Origin of the sequence: Serratia fonticola, from assembly GCF_001006005.1 — a bacterium.
Taxonomy (GTDB): Bacteria; Pseudomonadota; Gammaproteobacteria; order Enterobacterales; family Enterobacteriaceae; genus Chania; species Chania fonticola.
Map to the genome: position 1 here is coordinate 5,943,012 of NZ_CP011254.1, position 14,636 is coordinate 5,957,647.

11 protein-coding genes and 6 tRNA genes are annotated in these 14,636 nt (G+C 55.5%); 9 read left to right on the plus strand and 8 right to left on the minus strand.

Features of this window, described 5'->3' with window-relative positions; all coding sequences use genetic code 11:
* The first annotated feature begins 330 nt into the window (after window positions 1-330).
* Window positions 331-1,518, plus strand: coding sequence for a NupC/NupG family nucleoside CNT transporter (locus WN53_RS26415; protein ID WP_024485216.1), 1,188 nt, complete (start codon window positions 331-333; stop codon window positions 1,516-1,518).
* A gap of 180 nt (window positions 1,519-1,698) precedes the next feature.
* Here the strand turns inward: WN53_RS26415 and WN53_RS26420 are convergent.
* From WN53_RS26420 to gltX, 3 genes are all read right to left on the minus strand, one after another.
* A tRNA-Ala gene (locus WN53_RS26420) sits at window positions 1,699-1,774 on the minus strand.
* Between the two features lie 62 nt (window positions 1,775-1,836).
* Window positions 1,837-1,912 (minus strand) — tRNA-Ala (locus WN53_RS26425).
* A 220-nt stretch (window positions 1,913-2,132) separates the two neighbouring features.
* The gene (gltX, locus tag WN53_RS26430) at window positions 2,133-3,548 is read right to left on the minus strand and encodes a glutamate--tRNA ligase (protein ID WP_024485217.1); all 1,416 of its coding nucleotides are present in this window, start codon (window positions 3,546-3,548) and stop codon (window positions 2,133-2,135) included.
* Between the two features lie 283 nt (window positions 3,549-3,831).
* On the opposite strand from gltX, the gene WN53_RS26435 reads away from it, so the two are divergent.
* From WN53_RS26435 to WN53_RS26450, 4 genes are all read left to right on the plus strand, one after another.
* A tRNA-Val gene (locus WN53_RS26435) sits at window positions 3,832-3,907 on the plus strand.
* A 33-nt stretch (window positions 3,908-3,940) separates the two neighbouring features.
* Window positions 3,941-4,016: transfer RNA gene (locus WN53_RS26440), tRNA-Val, on the plus strand.
* 38 nt (window positions 4,017-4,054) lie between these two features.
* Window positions 4,055-4,130, plus strand: a tRNA-Val gene (locus WN53_RS26445).
* 33 nt (window positions 4,131-4,163) lie between these two features.
* A tRNA-Lys gene (locus tag WN53_RS26450) sits at window positions 4,164-4,239 on the plus strand.
* A gap of 425 nt (window positions 4,240-4,664) precedes the next feature.
* Here WN53_RS26450 and dhbA read toward each other — a convergent pair.
* Genes dhbA through WN53_RS26470 form a run of 4 tightly spaced genes read right to left on the minus strand, consistent with a single transcriptional unit; the run spans window position 4,665 to window position 9,129 of the window.
* The gene (dhbA, locus tag WN53_RS26455; protein WP_024485218.1) at window positions 4,665-5,423 is read right to left on the minus strand and encodes a 2,3-dihydro-2,3-dihydroxybenzoate dehydrogenase; all 759 of its coding nucleotides are present in this window, start codon (window positions 5,421-5,423) and stop codon (window positions 4,665-4,667) included.
* Window positions 5,423-6,277, minus strand: a complete 855-nt coding sequence (locus WN53_RS26460) for an isochorismatase (protein ID WP_021807039.1) — start codon at window positions 6,275-6,277, stop codon at window positions 5,423-5,425. Before WN53_RS26460 ends, dhbA begins: the two co-directional genes overlap by 1 nt.
* A gap of 3 nt (window positions 6,278-6,280) precedes the next feature.
* Window positions 6,281-7,909: a (2,3-dihydroxybenzoyl)adenylate synthase gene (locus tag WN53_RS26465; RefSeq protein WP_024485219.1), complete on the minus strand. Its 1,629-nt coding sequence runs from the start codon at window positions 7,907-7,909 to the stop codon at window positions 6,281-6,283.
* An 11-nt stretch (window positions 7,910-7,920) separates the two neighbouring features.
* Window positions 7,921-9,129 carry an isochorismate synthase gene (locus WN53_RS26470; protein ID WP_024485220.1) on the minus strand — a complete coding sequence of 403 codons (1,209 nt, stop codon included), beginning with the start codon at window positions 9,127-9,129 and terminating at the stop codon, window positions 7,921-7,923.
* Window positions 9,130-9,323: 194 nt separating this feature from the next.
* Here WN53_RS26470 and fepB point away from each other — a divergent pair, with 194 nt between their 5' ends.
* A complete protein-coding gene (gene fepB, locus WN53_RS26475; RefSeq protein ID WP_024485221.1) occupies window positions 9,324-10,283 on the plus strand; it encodes a Fe2+-enterobactin ABC transporter substrate-binding protein in 960 nt (319 codons plus the stop codon).
* Here the strand turns inward: fepB and entS are convergent.
* Window positions 10,270-11,538, minus strand: coding sequence for an enterobactin transporter EntS (gene entS / locus WN53_RS26480; protein WP_024485222.1), 1,269 nt, complete (start codon window positions 11,536-11,538; stop codon window positions 10,270-10,272). The genes fepB and entS overlap by 14 nt on opposite strands.
* Before the next feature lie 160 nt (window positions 11,539-11,698).
* Between entS and fepD the strand changes: the two genes are divergently transcribed.
* The 3 genes from fepD to WN53_RS26495 are packed head-to-tail and all read left to right on the plus strand — an operon-like array spanning window position 11,699 to window position 14,596.
* Entirely contained in the window at window positions 11,699-12,772 is a 1,074-nt protein-coding gene (fepD, locus tag WN53_RS26485) for a Fe(3+)-siderophore ABC transporter permease (RefSeq protein WP_024485223.1), read from the plus strand.
* A 1-nt stretch (window position 12,773) separates the two neighbouring features.
* Window positions 12,774-13,799 (plus strand): iron-enterobactin ABC transporter permease, encoded by a 1,026-nt coding sequence (fepG, locus tag WN53_RS26490; RefSeq protein ID WP_024485224.1) that lies wholly within the window; start codon window positions 12,774-12,776, stop codon window positions 13,797-13,799.
* Window positions 13,796-14,596 carry an ATP-binding cassette domain-containing protein gene (locus WN53_RS26495; RefSeq protein ID WP_024485225.1) on the plus strand — a complete coding sequence of 267 codons (801 nt, stop codon included), beginning with the start codon at window positions 13,796-13,798 and terminating at the stop codon, window positions 14,594-14,596. The genes fepG and WN53_RS26495 overlap by 4 nt, the downstream gene beginning before the upstream one ends.
* Window positions 14,597-14,636: the final 40 nt, after the last annotated feature.

Here is a 14,636-nt window from a genome sequence, read left to right on the forward strand (position 1 = left end):
TAATGATTATCAAGTGCATTTGCAGCGATAATGGTTATCTCTGCGATAGCCAAAAACGAAGGTTTTATCGAACAGATCGCATGAAATCCTCGCGTTTCCATCTACTCTAGATCACAAGGTTCAGAGCGGATCACGCTTGATAATAAAAGTAGCACAAAAATGCCACGAACACGCATATTTATTAACATCTTGATCTTTGGTGCTTTGCCGTCATAGATTAGGACTATCTCCACTATGATTTTCCATATTTGCAATGAATGTCTCGTTTTTAAACTTGGCGTTACATAAAATGACAACCGAAATTCAGCCTGCCTCAAATTTGGAGCAAACATGTCCCATATTGCGCACTTTGCGTTAGCGTTAGTGGTGGTTGCAATCCTGGCCCTGTTAGTGTGCCGCGATCGTAAAAACATCCGCATCCGCTATGTTATTCAGTTGTTGGTTATTGAAGTGTTACTGGCCTATTTCTTCCTGAACTCGGAAGCAGGTTTAGGCTTTGTAAAAGGCTTTGCAGCAATGTTCGACAAGTTGCTCGGGTTTGCGGGGCAAGGGACTGATTTTGTGTTCGGCGGGATGGGTGACAAAGGCCTGGCCTTCTTCTTCCTGAAGGTGCTGTGCCCAATCGTGTTCATCTCTGCCCTGATCGGTATTCTGCAATACATCAAAGTGCTGCCGTTTATCATCCGCATCATCGGGACCGTGCTGTCTAAAGTGAACGGTATGGGCAAACTGGAATCCTTCAACGCCGTCAGTTCGTTGATCCTGGGCCAGTCTGAGAACTTCATTGCCTACAAAGATGTGCTGGGCAAGATGTCAGAAAAACGCATGTACACCATGGCCGCTACCGCGATGTCGACAGTTTCCATGTCCATCGTTGGCGCATACATGACCATGCTGGATGCCAAGTATGTCGTGGCGGCGCTGGTACTGAACATGTTCAGCACCTTTATCGTCCTCTCACTGGTCAACCCTTATGACACCAGTAAAGAAGAAGAGCTGCACCTCGGCAATCTGCACGAAGGCCAAAGCTTCTTTGAAATGCTGGGTGAATACATTCTGGCAGGCTTCAAGGTGGCGATTATCGTTGCCGCGATGCTGATTGGCTTTATCGCTCTGATTGCCGCGCTTAACGGCCTGTTCAGCGCCATCTTCGGCCTGAGCTTCCAGGAAATCCTGGGCTACTTCTTCTATCCATTTGCCTGGATCCTTGGCGTGCCTAAGCACGAAGCGCTGCAGGTTGGCAGCATCATGGCGACCAAGCTGGTTTCCAACGAATTCGTTGCCATGATGGAACTACAGAAAATCGGTGCTGAGCTGTCCCCACGCAGCATGGGTATTCTGTCCGTGTTCCTGGTGTCCTTCGCCAACTTCTCTTCTATCGGTATCGTAGCCGGTGCGATTAAAGGGTTGAACGAGCATCAGGGCAACGTGGTTTCACGTTTCGGCCTGAAGCTGGTTTACGGCTCTACCCTGGTTAGCCTGCTGTCAGCAGCCATCACAGGCCTGGTTCTGGGCTAACAGCTTTAGAATCGACAAGTTCTAGTCTTAAGACGCCCGATGAAGTTTATCGGGCGTTTTTTATTTGATGGCCCAATGACAATACTGCTCGAACTGAAGGGGAGGAATAGACACAACATGCGGCGGCGTTCTTACAGCACAAAAGCAAAAAGCCGACCCAAGGGTCGGCTTTTCAAATGGTGGTGGAGCTAGACGGGATCGAACCGTCGACCTCTTGCATGCCATGCAAGCGCTCTCCCAGCTGAGCTATAGCCCCACAAAAGTGGTACGCATTAACCGTGCGTTACGGTATTCCCCAACCTTCCTGAGATAAAAGGTTGGTGGAGCTAGACGGGATCGAACCGTCGACCTCTTGCATGCCATGCAAGCGCTCTCCCAGCTGAGCTATAGCCCCAATCCACAATCACGAAATCCTGTGAACGGGGCGCATGATATGAAACCCCAGAAACCCTGTCAACGGCTAAATTGAATTCCTCGATCAAGCGCTGAAAAAGCCGCCAAATCAGCGCGTTTAATGCTAAAAAACCATCGCTTTGGGCACAAAACAAACCAGCAAGAAAAAAGCCCCACGAATCGCTTCGCAGGGCTTTGTCGGTTTAGCTGGCAACTAACGGTCAGGCTTGCGCTTCACGCTCGGCAATATAAGCCAACGCCTGGTCGATACGCTTGAGGGAGCGAGCCTGGCCGATAGCATGTACGGTAACGTCCATGCCCGGTGACTGGCCAGCGCCAGTGACCGCGACGCGCAATGGCATCCCTACTTTGCCCATACCCACGCCCAGTTCGTCTGCGGTGCCCTGAATGGCATCGTGCACGTTCTCTGGCGTCCAGTTGGTAATAGCGGCCAATTTGGCGCGTACGGCCTCCAGCGGCTGGCGTGCGACCGGACGCAGGTGTTTCTTCGCCGCATCGGCGTCAAACTCGCTGAAGTCCTGGTAGAAGTAATGGCAAGACTCCGCCATCTCCTTGAGGGTTTTACAACGCTCGCCCAGCAGTTTGACCAGATCTTTCAGTTCTGGACCGTTGCGGGTTTCAATCCCCTGCTGCTCAACATGCCATGCCAGATACACCGCTACTTCTTCCGCTGGCATATGGTTGATGTAGTGATGGTTCAACCACTGCAGCTTCTCGGTGTTGAAGGCGCTGGCGGATTTGTTGATCGCATCCAGAGTGAAGAACTCTTTCATCTCATCAATAGAGAAGATTTCCTGATCGCCATGGGACCAGCCCAGACGCACCAGATAGTTCAACAACGCCTGCGGCAGGTAGCCATCATCGCGGTATTGCATCACGCCAACGGCACCGTGGCGTTTAGACAGCTTTTTACCGTCATCACCCAGGATCATCGACACGTGAGCATATTCCGGCACCGGTGCGCCCAGCGCTTTCAGGATGTTGATTTGGCGCGGCGTGTTGTTGATATGGTCTTCACCACGGATCACGTGGGTGATTTCCATATCCCAGTCATCGATCACTACGCAGAAGTTATAGGTTGGCGCACCGTCGGTACGGCGAATGATCAGATCGTCCAGCTCCTGGTTGCTGAATTCGATTGGGCCACGGATTTTATCGTCGAAGATGACCGAGCCTTCCTGTGGGTTACGGAAACGCACAACGTGTGGCTCATCGGCAGTGTGGCTGCACTGACTATCGCGGCAATGACCGTCATAGCGTGGTTTCTCGCCGTTTTCCATTTGCTTTTCACGCAGCGCTTCCAGGCGTTCTTTCGAGCAATAGCACTTATAGGCCGTTCCCTGTTGCAGCATTTCATCAATGACCGCGTTGTAGCGATCGAAACGCTTGGTCTGGAAGTACGGACCTTCATCCCAATCCAGATTTAACCAGTTCATGCCATCCATAATTGCGTCGATAGCTTCCTGGGTTGAACGTTCGAGATCGGTATCTTCGATACGCAATACAAACTCACCGCCGAAATGGCGGCTGAACAACCAGGAATAGAGCGCAGTACGGGCGCCGCCGACGTGCAGATAGCCGGTCGGGCTTGGGGCGAAACGGGTTTTGATTTTCATTGGGTTCACTGCCTTATTACGCAACGCGTGTCAGCGGAGTGCCGACGATTGCTCGGAATGTAAAATAGTGGACGACATTCTACCACTCCATGCTAATTCCTCAACGCCGACGCGCTATCGGCCACTACGCTTTGCGGCCCGCTACGCATGATACTGTGCAAAGAATCGTCCTGGTCGGCGATAAATATCGCATCCTGTCTAAATTTGCGGCGAACGATTGAAATCATTTTAAAAACCGTTGACTCACTTTCAACTATCCCTATAATGCGACTCCAACAAGACGGGGTGATTAGCTCAGTTGGTAGAGCATCTCCTTTACACGGAGGGGGTCGGCGGTTCGAGCCCGTCATCACCCACCATCTTGTTAACGCAGTAAGAAATGAGAACAATGAGGGTGATTAGCTCAGTTGGTAGAGCATCTCCTTTACACGGAGGGGGTCGGCGGTTCGAGCCCGTCATCACCCACCATCATTCTCTCATTTGGTAGTATCTGGAAGTCCTGAAGTGGGTGATTAGCTCAGTTGGTAGAGCATCTCCTTTACACGGAGGGGGTCGGCGGTTCGAGCCCGTCATCACCCACCATTTCAGCTTCAAAAAGCAGTACACCACATTCGTGGGTCGTTAGCTCAGTTGGTAGAGCAGTTGACTTTTAATCAATTGGTCGCAGGTTCGAATCCTGCACGACCCACCACTATTTAGAAAAAGGCGCCTTTAGGCGCCTTTTTCGCATGTGCGCTCCCCACTCACGTACTGTCTCCCTCACCACATACGCAAAAAAGGGTCGTGTGGGTGAGAACCTGCGTTCAGGTTCGAGTCTCGCTTGCGAGACAACGGCGGCGGCCGGTCATCCTGCACGACCCACCGTACCGGTGTCTAATGTCCGCACCCTACGACTCTTTTGACCTACCCGGCGATCGCCCCCTCAGCCCACGGTGATATCTCCCTCACCCTAACCCTCTCCCCAAGGAGAGGGAACAGTCTGTGCTACCAGTTATTCCTCCATTAACCTAACCGCCGTAAAGAAATAAATATTTTAAAGGCAATTAGTTACTAACCATCAAAAACAAAAAGGGAGCCCAACTCGGCTCCCTACGGTTTTAACGCATTGGCAATAACTCAAGCCGCCAACGTCGCCCCACCATCAATCACAATATCCTGCATCGTGATATGGCTAGCCCGGTCAGACGCCAGGAACAGAATCGCATCGGCAATTTCCTGCGGCTGGGCAATCTTGCCCAACGGGATACCCAACTTAAACTGGTCGGGGAAACCCTTGATCATATTGCTTTCGCCGTGTTCGTCCTGCCACATCCCGCGCAGCATCGGGGTATTGGTCGAACCGGGGGAAACCAGGTTACTGCGCACGCCATAAGGCGCCATTTCCAGCCCCACGGTTTGGCACAGGCTGCGCATCGCGGCCTTGGAGGCACAGTAGGCCGCCATACCAACACGTGGCACATGGGCCGCGTTAGAGGCAATGCTCACAATGGCCCCCTGCTTCTGACGGCGGAACACCGGCAAGGTATGACGGAACAGGTTAAAAGCACCACCGGCGTTCACCGCCATGCAGGCAAGCCAGTCCGCATTGCTGGTTTCATCGGTCAGCCCCATGCGCAGAACGCCAGCCCCATTGACCAACACGTCCAACCGCTCATGTTCCGCCAATAAACGCTGACAAACGCTATCTACCGCATCGGCATCAGTGATATCCAGCACCTCGGTGCGGAACGGATAGTCCAGATCGCCAAAATGCAGATCGAAGCCGATAACCTCGGCCCCACGCTGTGCAAATGCCAATGCGGTTTGATAACCAATCCCCGCCCCGGCACCGGTCACCCAAACACGTTTACCGCTAAATTCCTGTTCTCTACCCATCAGGATTTCCTCTCGGAAAGCAACGCCCACCAGCTATCGATCGTCGGTGATTTGGCCAGTGCAATAAAATCGATATCTTCACGAATTTTACGCCAGCGGGTTGCCAACTCCATGATACGCACCGAGTCCAGGCCGTAATCGATCAGGTTTTCATCATTGCCGATGTCTTCGCTATCTTCATCAAGCAACGGGATAATTTGCTGGCGCAACGCATCGATGCTGGCAATACCAGGGAGCAGATCGGCGGTAGTCACCACCCGACCACAGCGCCCGGCGGTATAACGCAGAGCCATCAGGTGTTCCTCACGGGAGAAGTCTGCCAGGCCATCGGCCACCATAAACGGCTTGATGTTACGCATAAAAGCGTCGATAGCCGTGGTCATGCAACCGATATGCGCATACACACCGCAGATAATCAGCTGATCGCGCCCACTTTCTTGCAGGATCTCTTGCAGCGGCGAGCGGTGGAACGCGCTGTAACGCCACTTCACCAGCACCGTGTCGTCAGCATCCGGTGCCAATTCGCTGACTACCGCCTGCTGCTCAGGGTGCTTGTTCAGCCCCGGCCCCCACATATCATTCAACAAGGCACGGTCTTCATCACTTTGCTGGTTAGGCTGCGCGGTATAAAACACCGGGATGCCCTGTTGCTTGCAGTAGCGGCGCAGAGCGGCGATGTTCTCGACCACCTGTTTGATCAGCGGGCTATCTTCACCCCAGAAATTGAGAAAATATTGCTGCATGTCGTGGATCAGCAGTGCTGCGCGCTGTGGCTCGAAGGCCCAGTTAACCTTGTTAACCGGCAGTTCGCTCGGCGTTGGCAACGCATAATCGTTAAGTTTAGGGATCGCCATGACTTATTCTCCTTTGGCCTGAGCCAGTTGTTGCGCTTCCAGGCGTTCACGCAGCAGTTTTTTATCGACTTTACCGACCGGGGTTAACGGTAGTGACTCCACCTGAATAAAGCGGTCGGGCAATTTAAATTCGGCCACGCCCTGCTCACGCAGATGGCGGCGCAGCACCACGGGTTTGACGGCCTCGTGCGCGATGACAAAGGCGCAGCTTTTTTCACCCATCAGATCGTCCGGCATCGACACCAGCGCGGCGTTAATCACCGCAGGGTGGCGCAGCAGCAGGTTTTCAATTTCTTCTGCGGCAATCTTTTCACCACCGCGGTTGATTTGGTCTTTCTGCCGCCCTTGTACCTGCACATAACCGTCCGCCGTCAGGCTGATCAGATCGCCGGAACAGTAGAAACCGTTCTCGTCAAAGGCTTCGGCATTATGCTCAGGGCTTTGGTAATAACCGCGGAAGGTGTATGGCCCACGGGTCATCAGACGGCCCGTTTCCCCTACCGGCAGCGGATTACCTTGTTCATCTGCCACCCACAGCTCGTCGTCCGGACACATTGGCGTGCCTTGGGTGGTGAGAATGTGTTGGTCGTCGTCATCCAGCAATGTGTAGTTCACCAGCCCTTCAGCCATGCCAAACACCTGCTGCAACTGGCAGCCGATCTCATTGCGTATGCGGGCCGCCAGGGTTTCCCCCAATTTGGCTCCGCCAACCTGCAGCAGCGCCAGGCTGGCTAACGGCTGATTACTGCCCCACTCTTCAATCGCCTGTAACCACAAGGTAACCGCAGGCGGCACCAGCGCGGTGACCGTGATCTGATGCTGTTCGATCAGTTTGAAACATTGGGCAGCAGCGGGATCGCTGGCAAATACCACCAGCCCGACACCGTAGAACACCCCCAACACGCCCGGAGAACTCATTGGGTAGTTGTGGGCCACCGGCAACGCACACAGATAGCGGGTAGCACTGTCAAAACGGCAAATCTCCACGCTGCGGCGGATGCTGTAGTAATAATCGTTATGAGTGCGCGGGATCAGCTTCGGCGTACCGGTGCTGCCACCGGAAAGCTGGAAAAACGCTACCTGATCGGCAGCCGTTGGCCTCGGTTCAAAAGCACCGAGTTCCTCTTCCAGCCAAGCGGCCAACGCCTGTTCACCTTCGGCCTGATTACGCAGCCCAACCACCCGTAGCGAAGGATGCTGTTCTCTGAACGTGTCCAGGAACTGATCCTGAGCGAACAGGGCGTGATCGCGATCGGCAATCAGCAGAGCAGGCTTGATTTGGCTGGCATAGGCGTTCAGTTCACTACGTTGATGGCTGAACAGGGCATTCACCGGCACCACGCCGATTTTTAACAGGGCAAAGAACACCACATAGAATTCAACCACGTTGCCAAGTTGAACCAACGCGGTATCGCCCGATTGCAGTCCGCGCCGTAACAAGGCGGCACCTAGACGGTCGGAAAGCTGTTCCATCTGACGATAGCTTAAGCTGCGTTGCGGGTCGATCATGGCAATAGCATCGTTATCTGCCTGACGGGACAAGATGTCGGTCAAAGGCCGATCGATCCAATAGCCGCGTTCGCGGTAACGGCGCGCGAACTCTTCAGGCCAGGGGGTAAAAGCAATAGTCATGGGGGGACTCTCTATCCTTGATTAAGGCCAAACGCACGCAGAATGGTGCTGAGTTTGGTACCGGTTTCGTGCCATTCGGACTGCGGGGAAGAGTCCTGCACGATGCCCGCACCGGCAAACAGGCGTACCTGATTACCCTTGACTGTGCCGCAACGGATGGTAACGACCCATTCTCCGGTGCCCTCGGCGTCACACCAGCCGACGATGCCACCAAACAGCTGCCGGTCAAACGGCTCAAGCTGTTCGATAAGATCGCGCGCTGCCAGCGTTGGGGTACCGCATAATGCCGGCGTAGGGTGCAGCAGACAGGCTAGTGACAGGGCATTCTCTGCCCGATCGGCCACTTCACCGTCGATGGGCGTCGAAAGATGCCACAGCGTGGTGGTACTGAGCAGTTCGGGTGTTGCGGGAATATGCAAATGACTGCAACGCCCAACCAGGACCTGGCGCATGCCTTCGGTCACGATCTGGTGCTCATAACGGTCTTTGCCTGAAACCAATAGCTGTTCGCTGACGGCCCGATCCCGCTGCGGATCGCTTTCGCGCCGAGCCGAACCCGCCAGCGGGTTGGAATGGAACTGGTCGCCAAATTTACGCAGCAGCAGCTCTGGGCTGGCTCCCACCAATGTCCCCTCTGCCAGCGGCACGTGGAAATGGAAGCCGTGCGGATTCTGGGCAATGATGCGCGCCATCAGCGCTGCGTGGTCTACCGGTTTGCTGGTTTCAATGTCCAACAGGCGGGCGAGCACCACCTTATCCAATCGATCTCCGCTAGTTGCCTGTACGGCATCGCTAACCATCTGCATAAACTGCGGCTGCGCTGGCAACTCGGTTTGGCGGACAATCTCAGGGATCGGTCCAACAGCAGGCGCTAAGCTGGTCAGCAGGGTTTCACGATCGAACCATTGCGTCTGTTGCGGGATAAACAGTGACGAGGGTTGACGAGTATCGAAAGGGATCGCGCCACACAGCAGCGGATCCTTGATACCTGCCTTGCGGGCCTGCGCAAAGGCTTGCTGTATCGCCTGCTGGAATTGGCCCTGCAGGTCATCGCCATCAACCGCTGGCATGGTGATGCGGGCAAAGCATCCCTGGGTGCTCAGACTGCGAAAAGGCGAGGTAAAAAAGAAACCTGAAGTCGGGGATATTGTGGCGGCCTGTGCCAGATCTACACCCTGTTGCAGGTCCTTTTGCGCAGCGCCCTTAACGGCTACGTCCATAGGTACTTCCTCTTGTCTCATTAACAATAACCAATATAATAATGATTATCATTTGTATTGCATCCGCGATAAAGTACCTGCCAGAACTAACCATGTCAATAAACGTAACCTCTTCTGCTAACCCACATTAACGGTTAAACTTGGTGGTTTCTGACCAATGAATGATAATCATTCGGATTAAAAGGATCTCACCGATGTCAATTCCCCTGCGGCTCAGCCTGGCGCTGTTTGGCCTGCTGGCGTTGAGCGTTGCCCAAGCCGAGACTAAAGCCTGGCCGCGCAGTATCGAAACCTCGCACGGCGTTATCACCCTTAACCAACCCCCACAGCGCATCGTTTCCACCAGCGTGACGGTTACCGGGACACTGCTGGCGATCGACGCCCCAGTGATTGCCAGCGGAGCCACCAGCCCAAACAATAGGCTGTCGGATCGGCAGGGCTTTTTCCACCAGTGGGGAGAGATTGCGGCCAAACGAGGAGTGAAGCGGTTATATATTGGTGAACCCAACGCCGAGGCAATCGCCGGTGAGGCACCAGACCTGATTGTGATGTCCGCTACCGGGGCCGATTCTGCGGTGCGCCTGTACGATCAACTGTCGGCCATCGCTCCGGTGCTGGTGGTGAACTACGACGATAAAAGCTGGCAGGAACTGGCCAACATCCTCGGCGTAGCGACCGGCCATGAAGCACAAGCGGAGAAGATCGTCAGCGAGTTTGATCGCCGTGAGAAAACGCTGAAACAGCAGATGACATTGCCTCCACAGCCCATAACGGCACTGGTGTTTCGCAGCGATGGCAAAAACGCCAACTTGTGGACCGCCGATTCATCTCAAGGGCAACTGCTGCAACAGCTGGGCTTTACCCTGGCCACTTTGCCACCAAAACTCAACGCCAGCACCAGCCAAGGGGCGCGTAAAGATATCGTACAACTTGGCGGTGAAAACCTGGCAGAAGGCTTGAATGGGCAAACGCTGCTGTTATTCGCCAACGATGAAAGTGATGCACAGCGGCTGATGAGCAACAGTTTCCTGGCTCATCTGCCAGCGGTGGAGAATAAGCGGGTTTACCCATTGGGGAACGACACCTTCCGCCTGGATTATTACAGCGCCAGCAACTTGCTGACGCGTCTGGAAAAGCTGTTTATTTCTCCGTAGTCGCAGCGGCGGGTTGGAGTTTATCGCTCTGCCCGCCCATGCTCACGTTGCGCAGGCCACGCATGGTAAACGCCAGCACCACGGCCAGCAGCGCCGCACCAAAACCGAAGCTGGTAGAGCTCATCGCTGGCAGCATAAATGCCCCCATCGCGCCGAGCAGCAAAGCACCAAGCGCATCCCCCACTACGTTCTGCGCGGTCCACAGGCCGTTAATCCGGCCCAGAAACGCGTCCGGCGTCAGGTTCTGTATCAGGCCATATTGCAGCAACGAGTTCAGCGCGCTGAGGTAGCCAAACACCACCAGGCATAACAGCGCCATGCCGTACCAAGGCATCAGGCCAAACAACCCCACGGCCACGAAAGCCGCTATCGCCGTGATCAACATCATCCAGCCAGGCCGTGCCACCTGAGCTACCCGGCCACTGGTAAATGCACCAATCGCCGCCCCTAATGGCACCGCCGCATACATGATCCCCAAACTCTGAGTGGTGACCTGCCACATGCCCGAGATAGCCGGATATAACACGCGCACCGCGCTGGCCATGGTCATCAACGCACCAATCAGCGCTACCATGCCAATCACCTTGTTCTGGAACAGGAAGGTGAAGCCGCCGATCAGTGCCCGCAGCGGGTGTTCACGGGGCTGCGGCGGAGGTGGTAACTGAGGCAATTTTAATAGTGGGATCAAAGTGATCAACGTCCCCAAGGCCGCCAGCGCATAGTTCCAACTGATACCGGCCCCGGCGATCACTAGCCCACCGATAGCGGGAGACAGGATCGACCCAAAGCGCACGGTCAGCATGCTGATGGCCCCGGCCTGCACGATATTCTCACGGCCAACGATGGCCGGTGTCGCCGCCAGCAACGCCGTCACGCCTACCGCACCAAAAAATCCGTCCCACACCGCGAGAAGATAAATGGCTGTCAATGAAGGTGCAGGCAGCGCAGCATTGAGGCACAGCCCCAGAAAACCCACACCGCAGGTTGAGCGCGCAAACAGGATCAGGCGACGGCGTTCATAGCGATCGGCCAGCACCCCGCCCATCAGCAAACCGGCAAACATTCCGCTACCCGCCAGGGTCACCGACAACCCGACCAACAGGGTTGAGCCGGTTAACGCCTGGATCTGCACCGGAATGGCGATCGCCATCAGGCCCAATGCCAGGATCGAAATAAAACGGGCGCAGAATACGGCACGAAAAGCGGGGTTGGTCCTAAGCAGGCTAAAATCGAGCAAAATAGAGGGTTTATTCATTTTGTTATCACCACAACTTATATCCTTGATCTTCCACAAACAACGACACGATATTCGAGAGGCTCAGCGCTAGTGCTGGTTAGGCTGCCATGCTACCATAGATAAATACAATCAATAATGATAATAGATATCATTGATATTCAGTTAACAATGGGCTGTCATGTTCCGGCTTACACCTAATTGCTCTTCTCCGCTTCCTGACCGCAGAGGCATTCTGTTTCTGGGGTTATCCCGCTCCTTCTGGCAGCGCCTGTTTGGCCTGCTGTGCGCCTTTGCCGTGCTGCTGCTGGTGATGATGCTCAGCCTATCGCTGGGGGCTAAATCCATTCCTTTCAGTAACGTCGTCGCCGCGCTGAGCGGCCAATGCAGCGGCGCAGACTGCGTCATCATTACCGAAGCACGCCTGCCACGCACCCTGATCGGCGTATTAGCTGGCATCGCGCTCGGGCTGGCTGGCGCGCTGATGCAAACCCTCACCCGCAACCCGCTGGCAGACCCTGGTATCTTGGGGGTTAACTCCGGGGCAGGTTTCGCCGTGGTGTTGGGCATTACCTTCTTTGATGCGACCAACGTCAGCCAATATCTGTGGTTCGCCTTTGCCGGTGCGCTGTTTGCCTCGTTGTTGGTGGCGCTGGTAGGCGCAATGGGCGGCAGCCGCGTTAATCCTGTACGCCTGACGCTAGCCGGAGTGGCGCTGGCCGCCGTGCTGGAAGGGATGACCACCGGCATCGCTCTGCTCAATCCTTTGGTGTTCGATCAGCTGCGTTTTTGGCAGGCTGGTACACTGGACATTCAGAATATGGCGGTAGTGCGCAGCGTCGCATTGCCAATCCTGCTGGGCACGTTGATCACCCTGTGGCTTAGCAAGGCGTTGAACAGCTTGAGCATGGGGAGTGAGCTTGCAGCGGCACTCGGCATCGGGATTATCCGCACTCAACTGCTTGGCCTGTTGGCTATTACGCTACTGTGTGGCGGAGCTACCGCCGCCGTTGGTCCTATTGCCTTTGTCGGGCTGATGATGCCCCACATTGCCCGGCGGCTGGCGGGGTCAGAACTCAACTGGATGCTGCCCTGGACGCTGGTTTTAACGCCAATCCTGCTACTGAGCGCTGATTTACTGGGGCGCTTTCTGGTCGCGGGGGAACTGCGGGTCTCCATCGTACTTTCCCTGATCGGCGCGCCGATGTTGATTATGTTGGTGCGCCAGCGCCGTATGTTCCGGCGGGGAGGATAAGATGAGCCTGTTGGTTTCCCGCCAGATCCTCGCCAAAAAGCCGTTTCGGCTGGCGCGTCCTTTGGTAACTGCCCTGCTGTTGTTATTCGCCTGCCTTGCGCTGGCGGTTTATGCCCTCGGTTCTGGTACCTTGCAGCTCAGCGCTGCGCAGGTGATCGACGCGTTACGCGGCGAAGGCCCGGCCAATCTTGCGGTGATCGTCACCCAGTGGCGTTTGCCACGTGTGGCCATGGCTTTACTGTTGGGGGCAGCGCTCGGCCTCAGCGGTGCGATTTTCCAGTCACTATTGCGTAACCCGCTCGGCAGCCCTGACGTGATTGGTTTCAATACGGGAGCCTATAGCGGCGTGCTGGTCGCTATCGTGCTGTTTAACAGCAGCGTTATCGGCATTACCTCTGGGGCGTTGGCCGGTGGCCTGCTTACCGCCGGGGTGGTTTATCTGTTGGCCTGGAGCAACGGGGTAGAAACCTTCCGCCTGATTATTGTCGGGATTGCCGTTCGTGCCCTGCTGTTGGCCGCCAATACCTGGATGATCATCAGCGCCTCATTGGAAGCGTCCATGACCGCCGGGCTGTGGAACGCCGGTTCTCTCAACGGCATCACCTGGGCGAAAAGCCTGCCGGTGCTGGCGGTGCTGCTGCTGGCGTTACTGGTATTGCTGACGTTGACAAGGCGCATGCGGTTGCTGGAAATGGGGGATGACACCGCCTGCGCACTCGGTGTTGGGGTTGAACGCTCCCGGCTGTTGTTGTTGTTGGTCGGCGTGATACTAACCGCTGCCGCCACCGCCGTAGCCGGGCCGATTTCCTTTATTGCTCTGGTCGCCCCGCAAATTGCCCGCCGCCTGTGCGCCAACCAGCATGTCTTGCTGCTCACCGCGCTGACCGGTGCCTTATTATTGCTGGCGGCCGATGTGGCAGCGCAGCGCCTGTTTATGCCTTATCAGTTGCCGGTCGGCGTGTTGACCGTCAGCATCGGTGGCATCTATCTGATTTGGTTACTTATCCGTGAGTCACGAAAAAAATGAATGCTGAAACCCCGTTAACCGCACCATTGCGTGCCGAAAACCTGACGCTGAGCTACGACAAGAAAATCGTCGCACGCGATCTTTCAGTGTCTATTCCTCACGGCGAACTGACGGTCATTATCGGGCCAAACGCCTGTGGTAAGTCCACGCTGCTGCGCACCCTCAGCCGCCTGATGCAACCGCAGGCGGGTTCAGTGTGGCTGAACGGCCGACAAATCCGCGAATATCCCACCAAGGAAGTCGCACGCCAACTGGGCCTGTTACCGCAAAGTTCGATTGCCCCAGGCGATATCACGGTGTTCGATCTGGTTGCCCGTGGCCGCTACCCTCATCAGAGCCTGTTCAGCCGCTGGAGCGACGAAGATCAGCAGGCAGTGGAACAGGCCATGCGCTCAACCGGCGTGGCGCAGTTGGCCGATCAACCCGTCGATACCCTTTCCGGTGGCCAACGCCAGCGGGTGTGGATCGCCATGGTGTTAGCCCAGCAAACGCCGCTGCTTCTGCTGGATGAACCGACCACCTGGCTGGACATCACTCACCAAATCGATCTGCTGGAGCTGCTGCGCCAGTTGAACCGGGTGAATCATTACACGCTGGTAGTGGTGCTGCACGATCTCAACCATGCCTGCCGCTATGCCACCCATCTGATCGCCATGCGCGACGGCAAAGTGGTGGCCGAGGGCGCGCCAAAAGACATTGTTACGCCGGAATTGATCGAGGAAGTTTACGGGCTGAAGTGCGTGATCATCGACGATCCGGTCTCGCATACGCCGCTAGTGGTGCCATTGGGGAAATAGCAGCCAGCAAACTCACAATGAAAAATCAGGCCACCGGCTG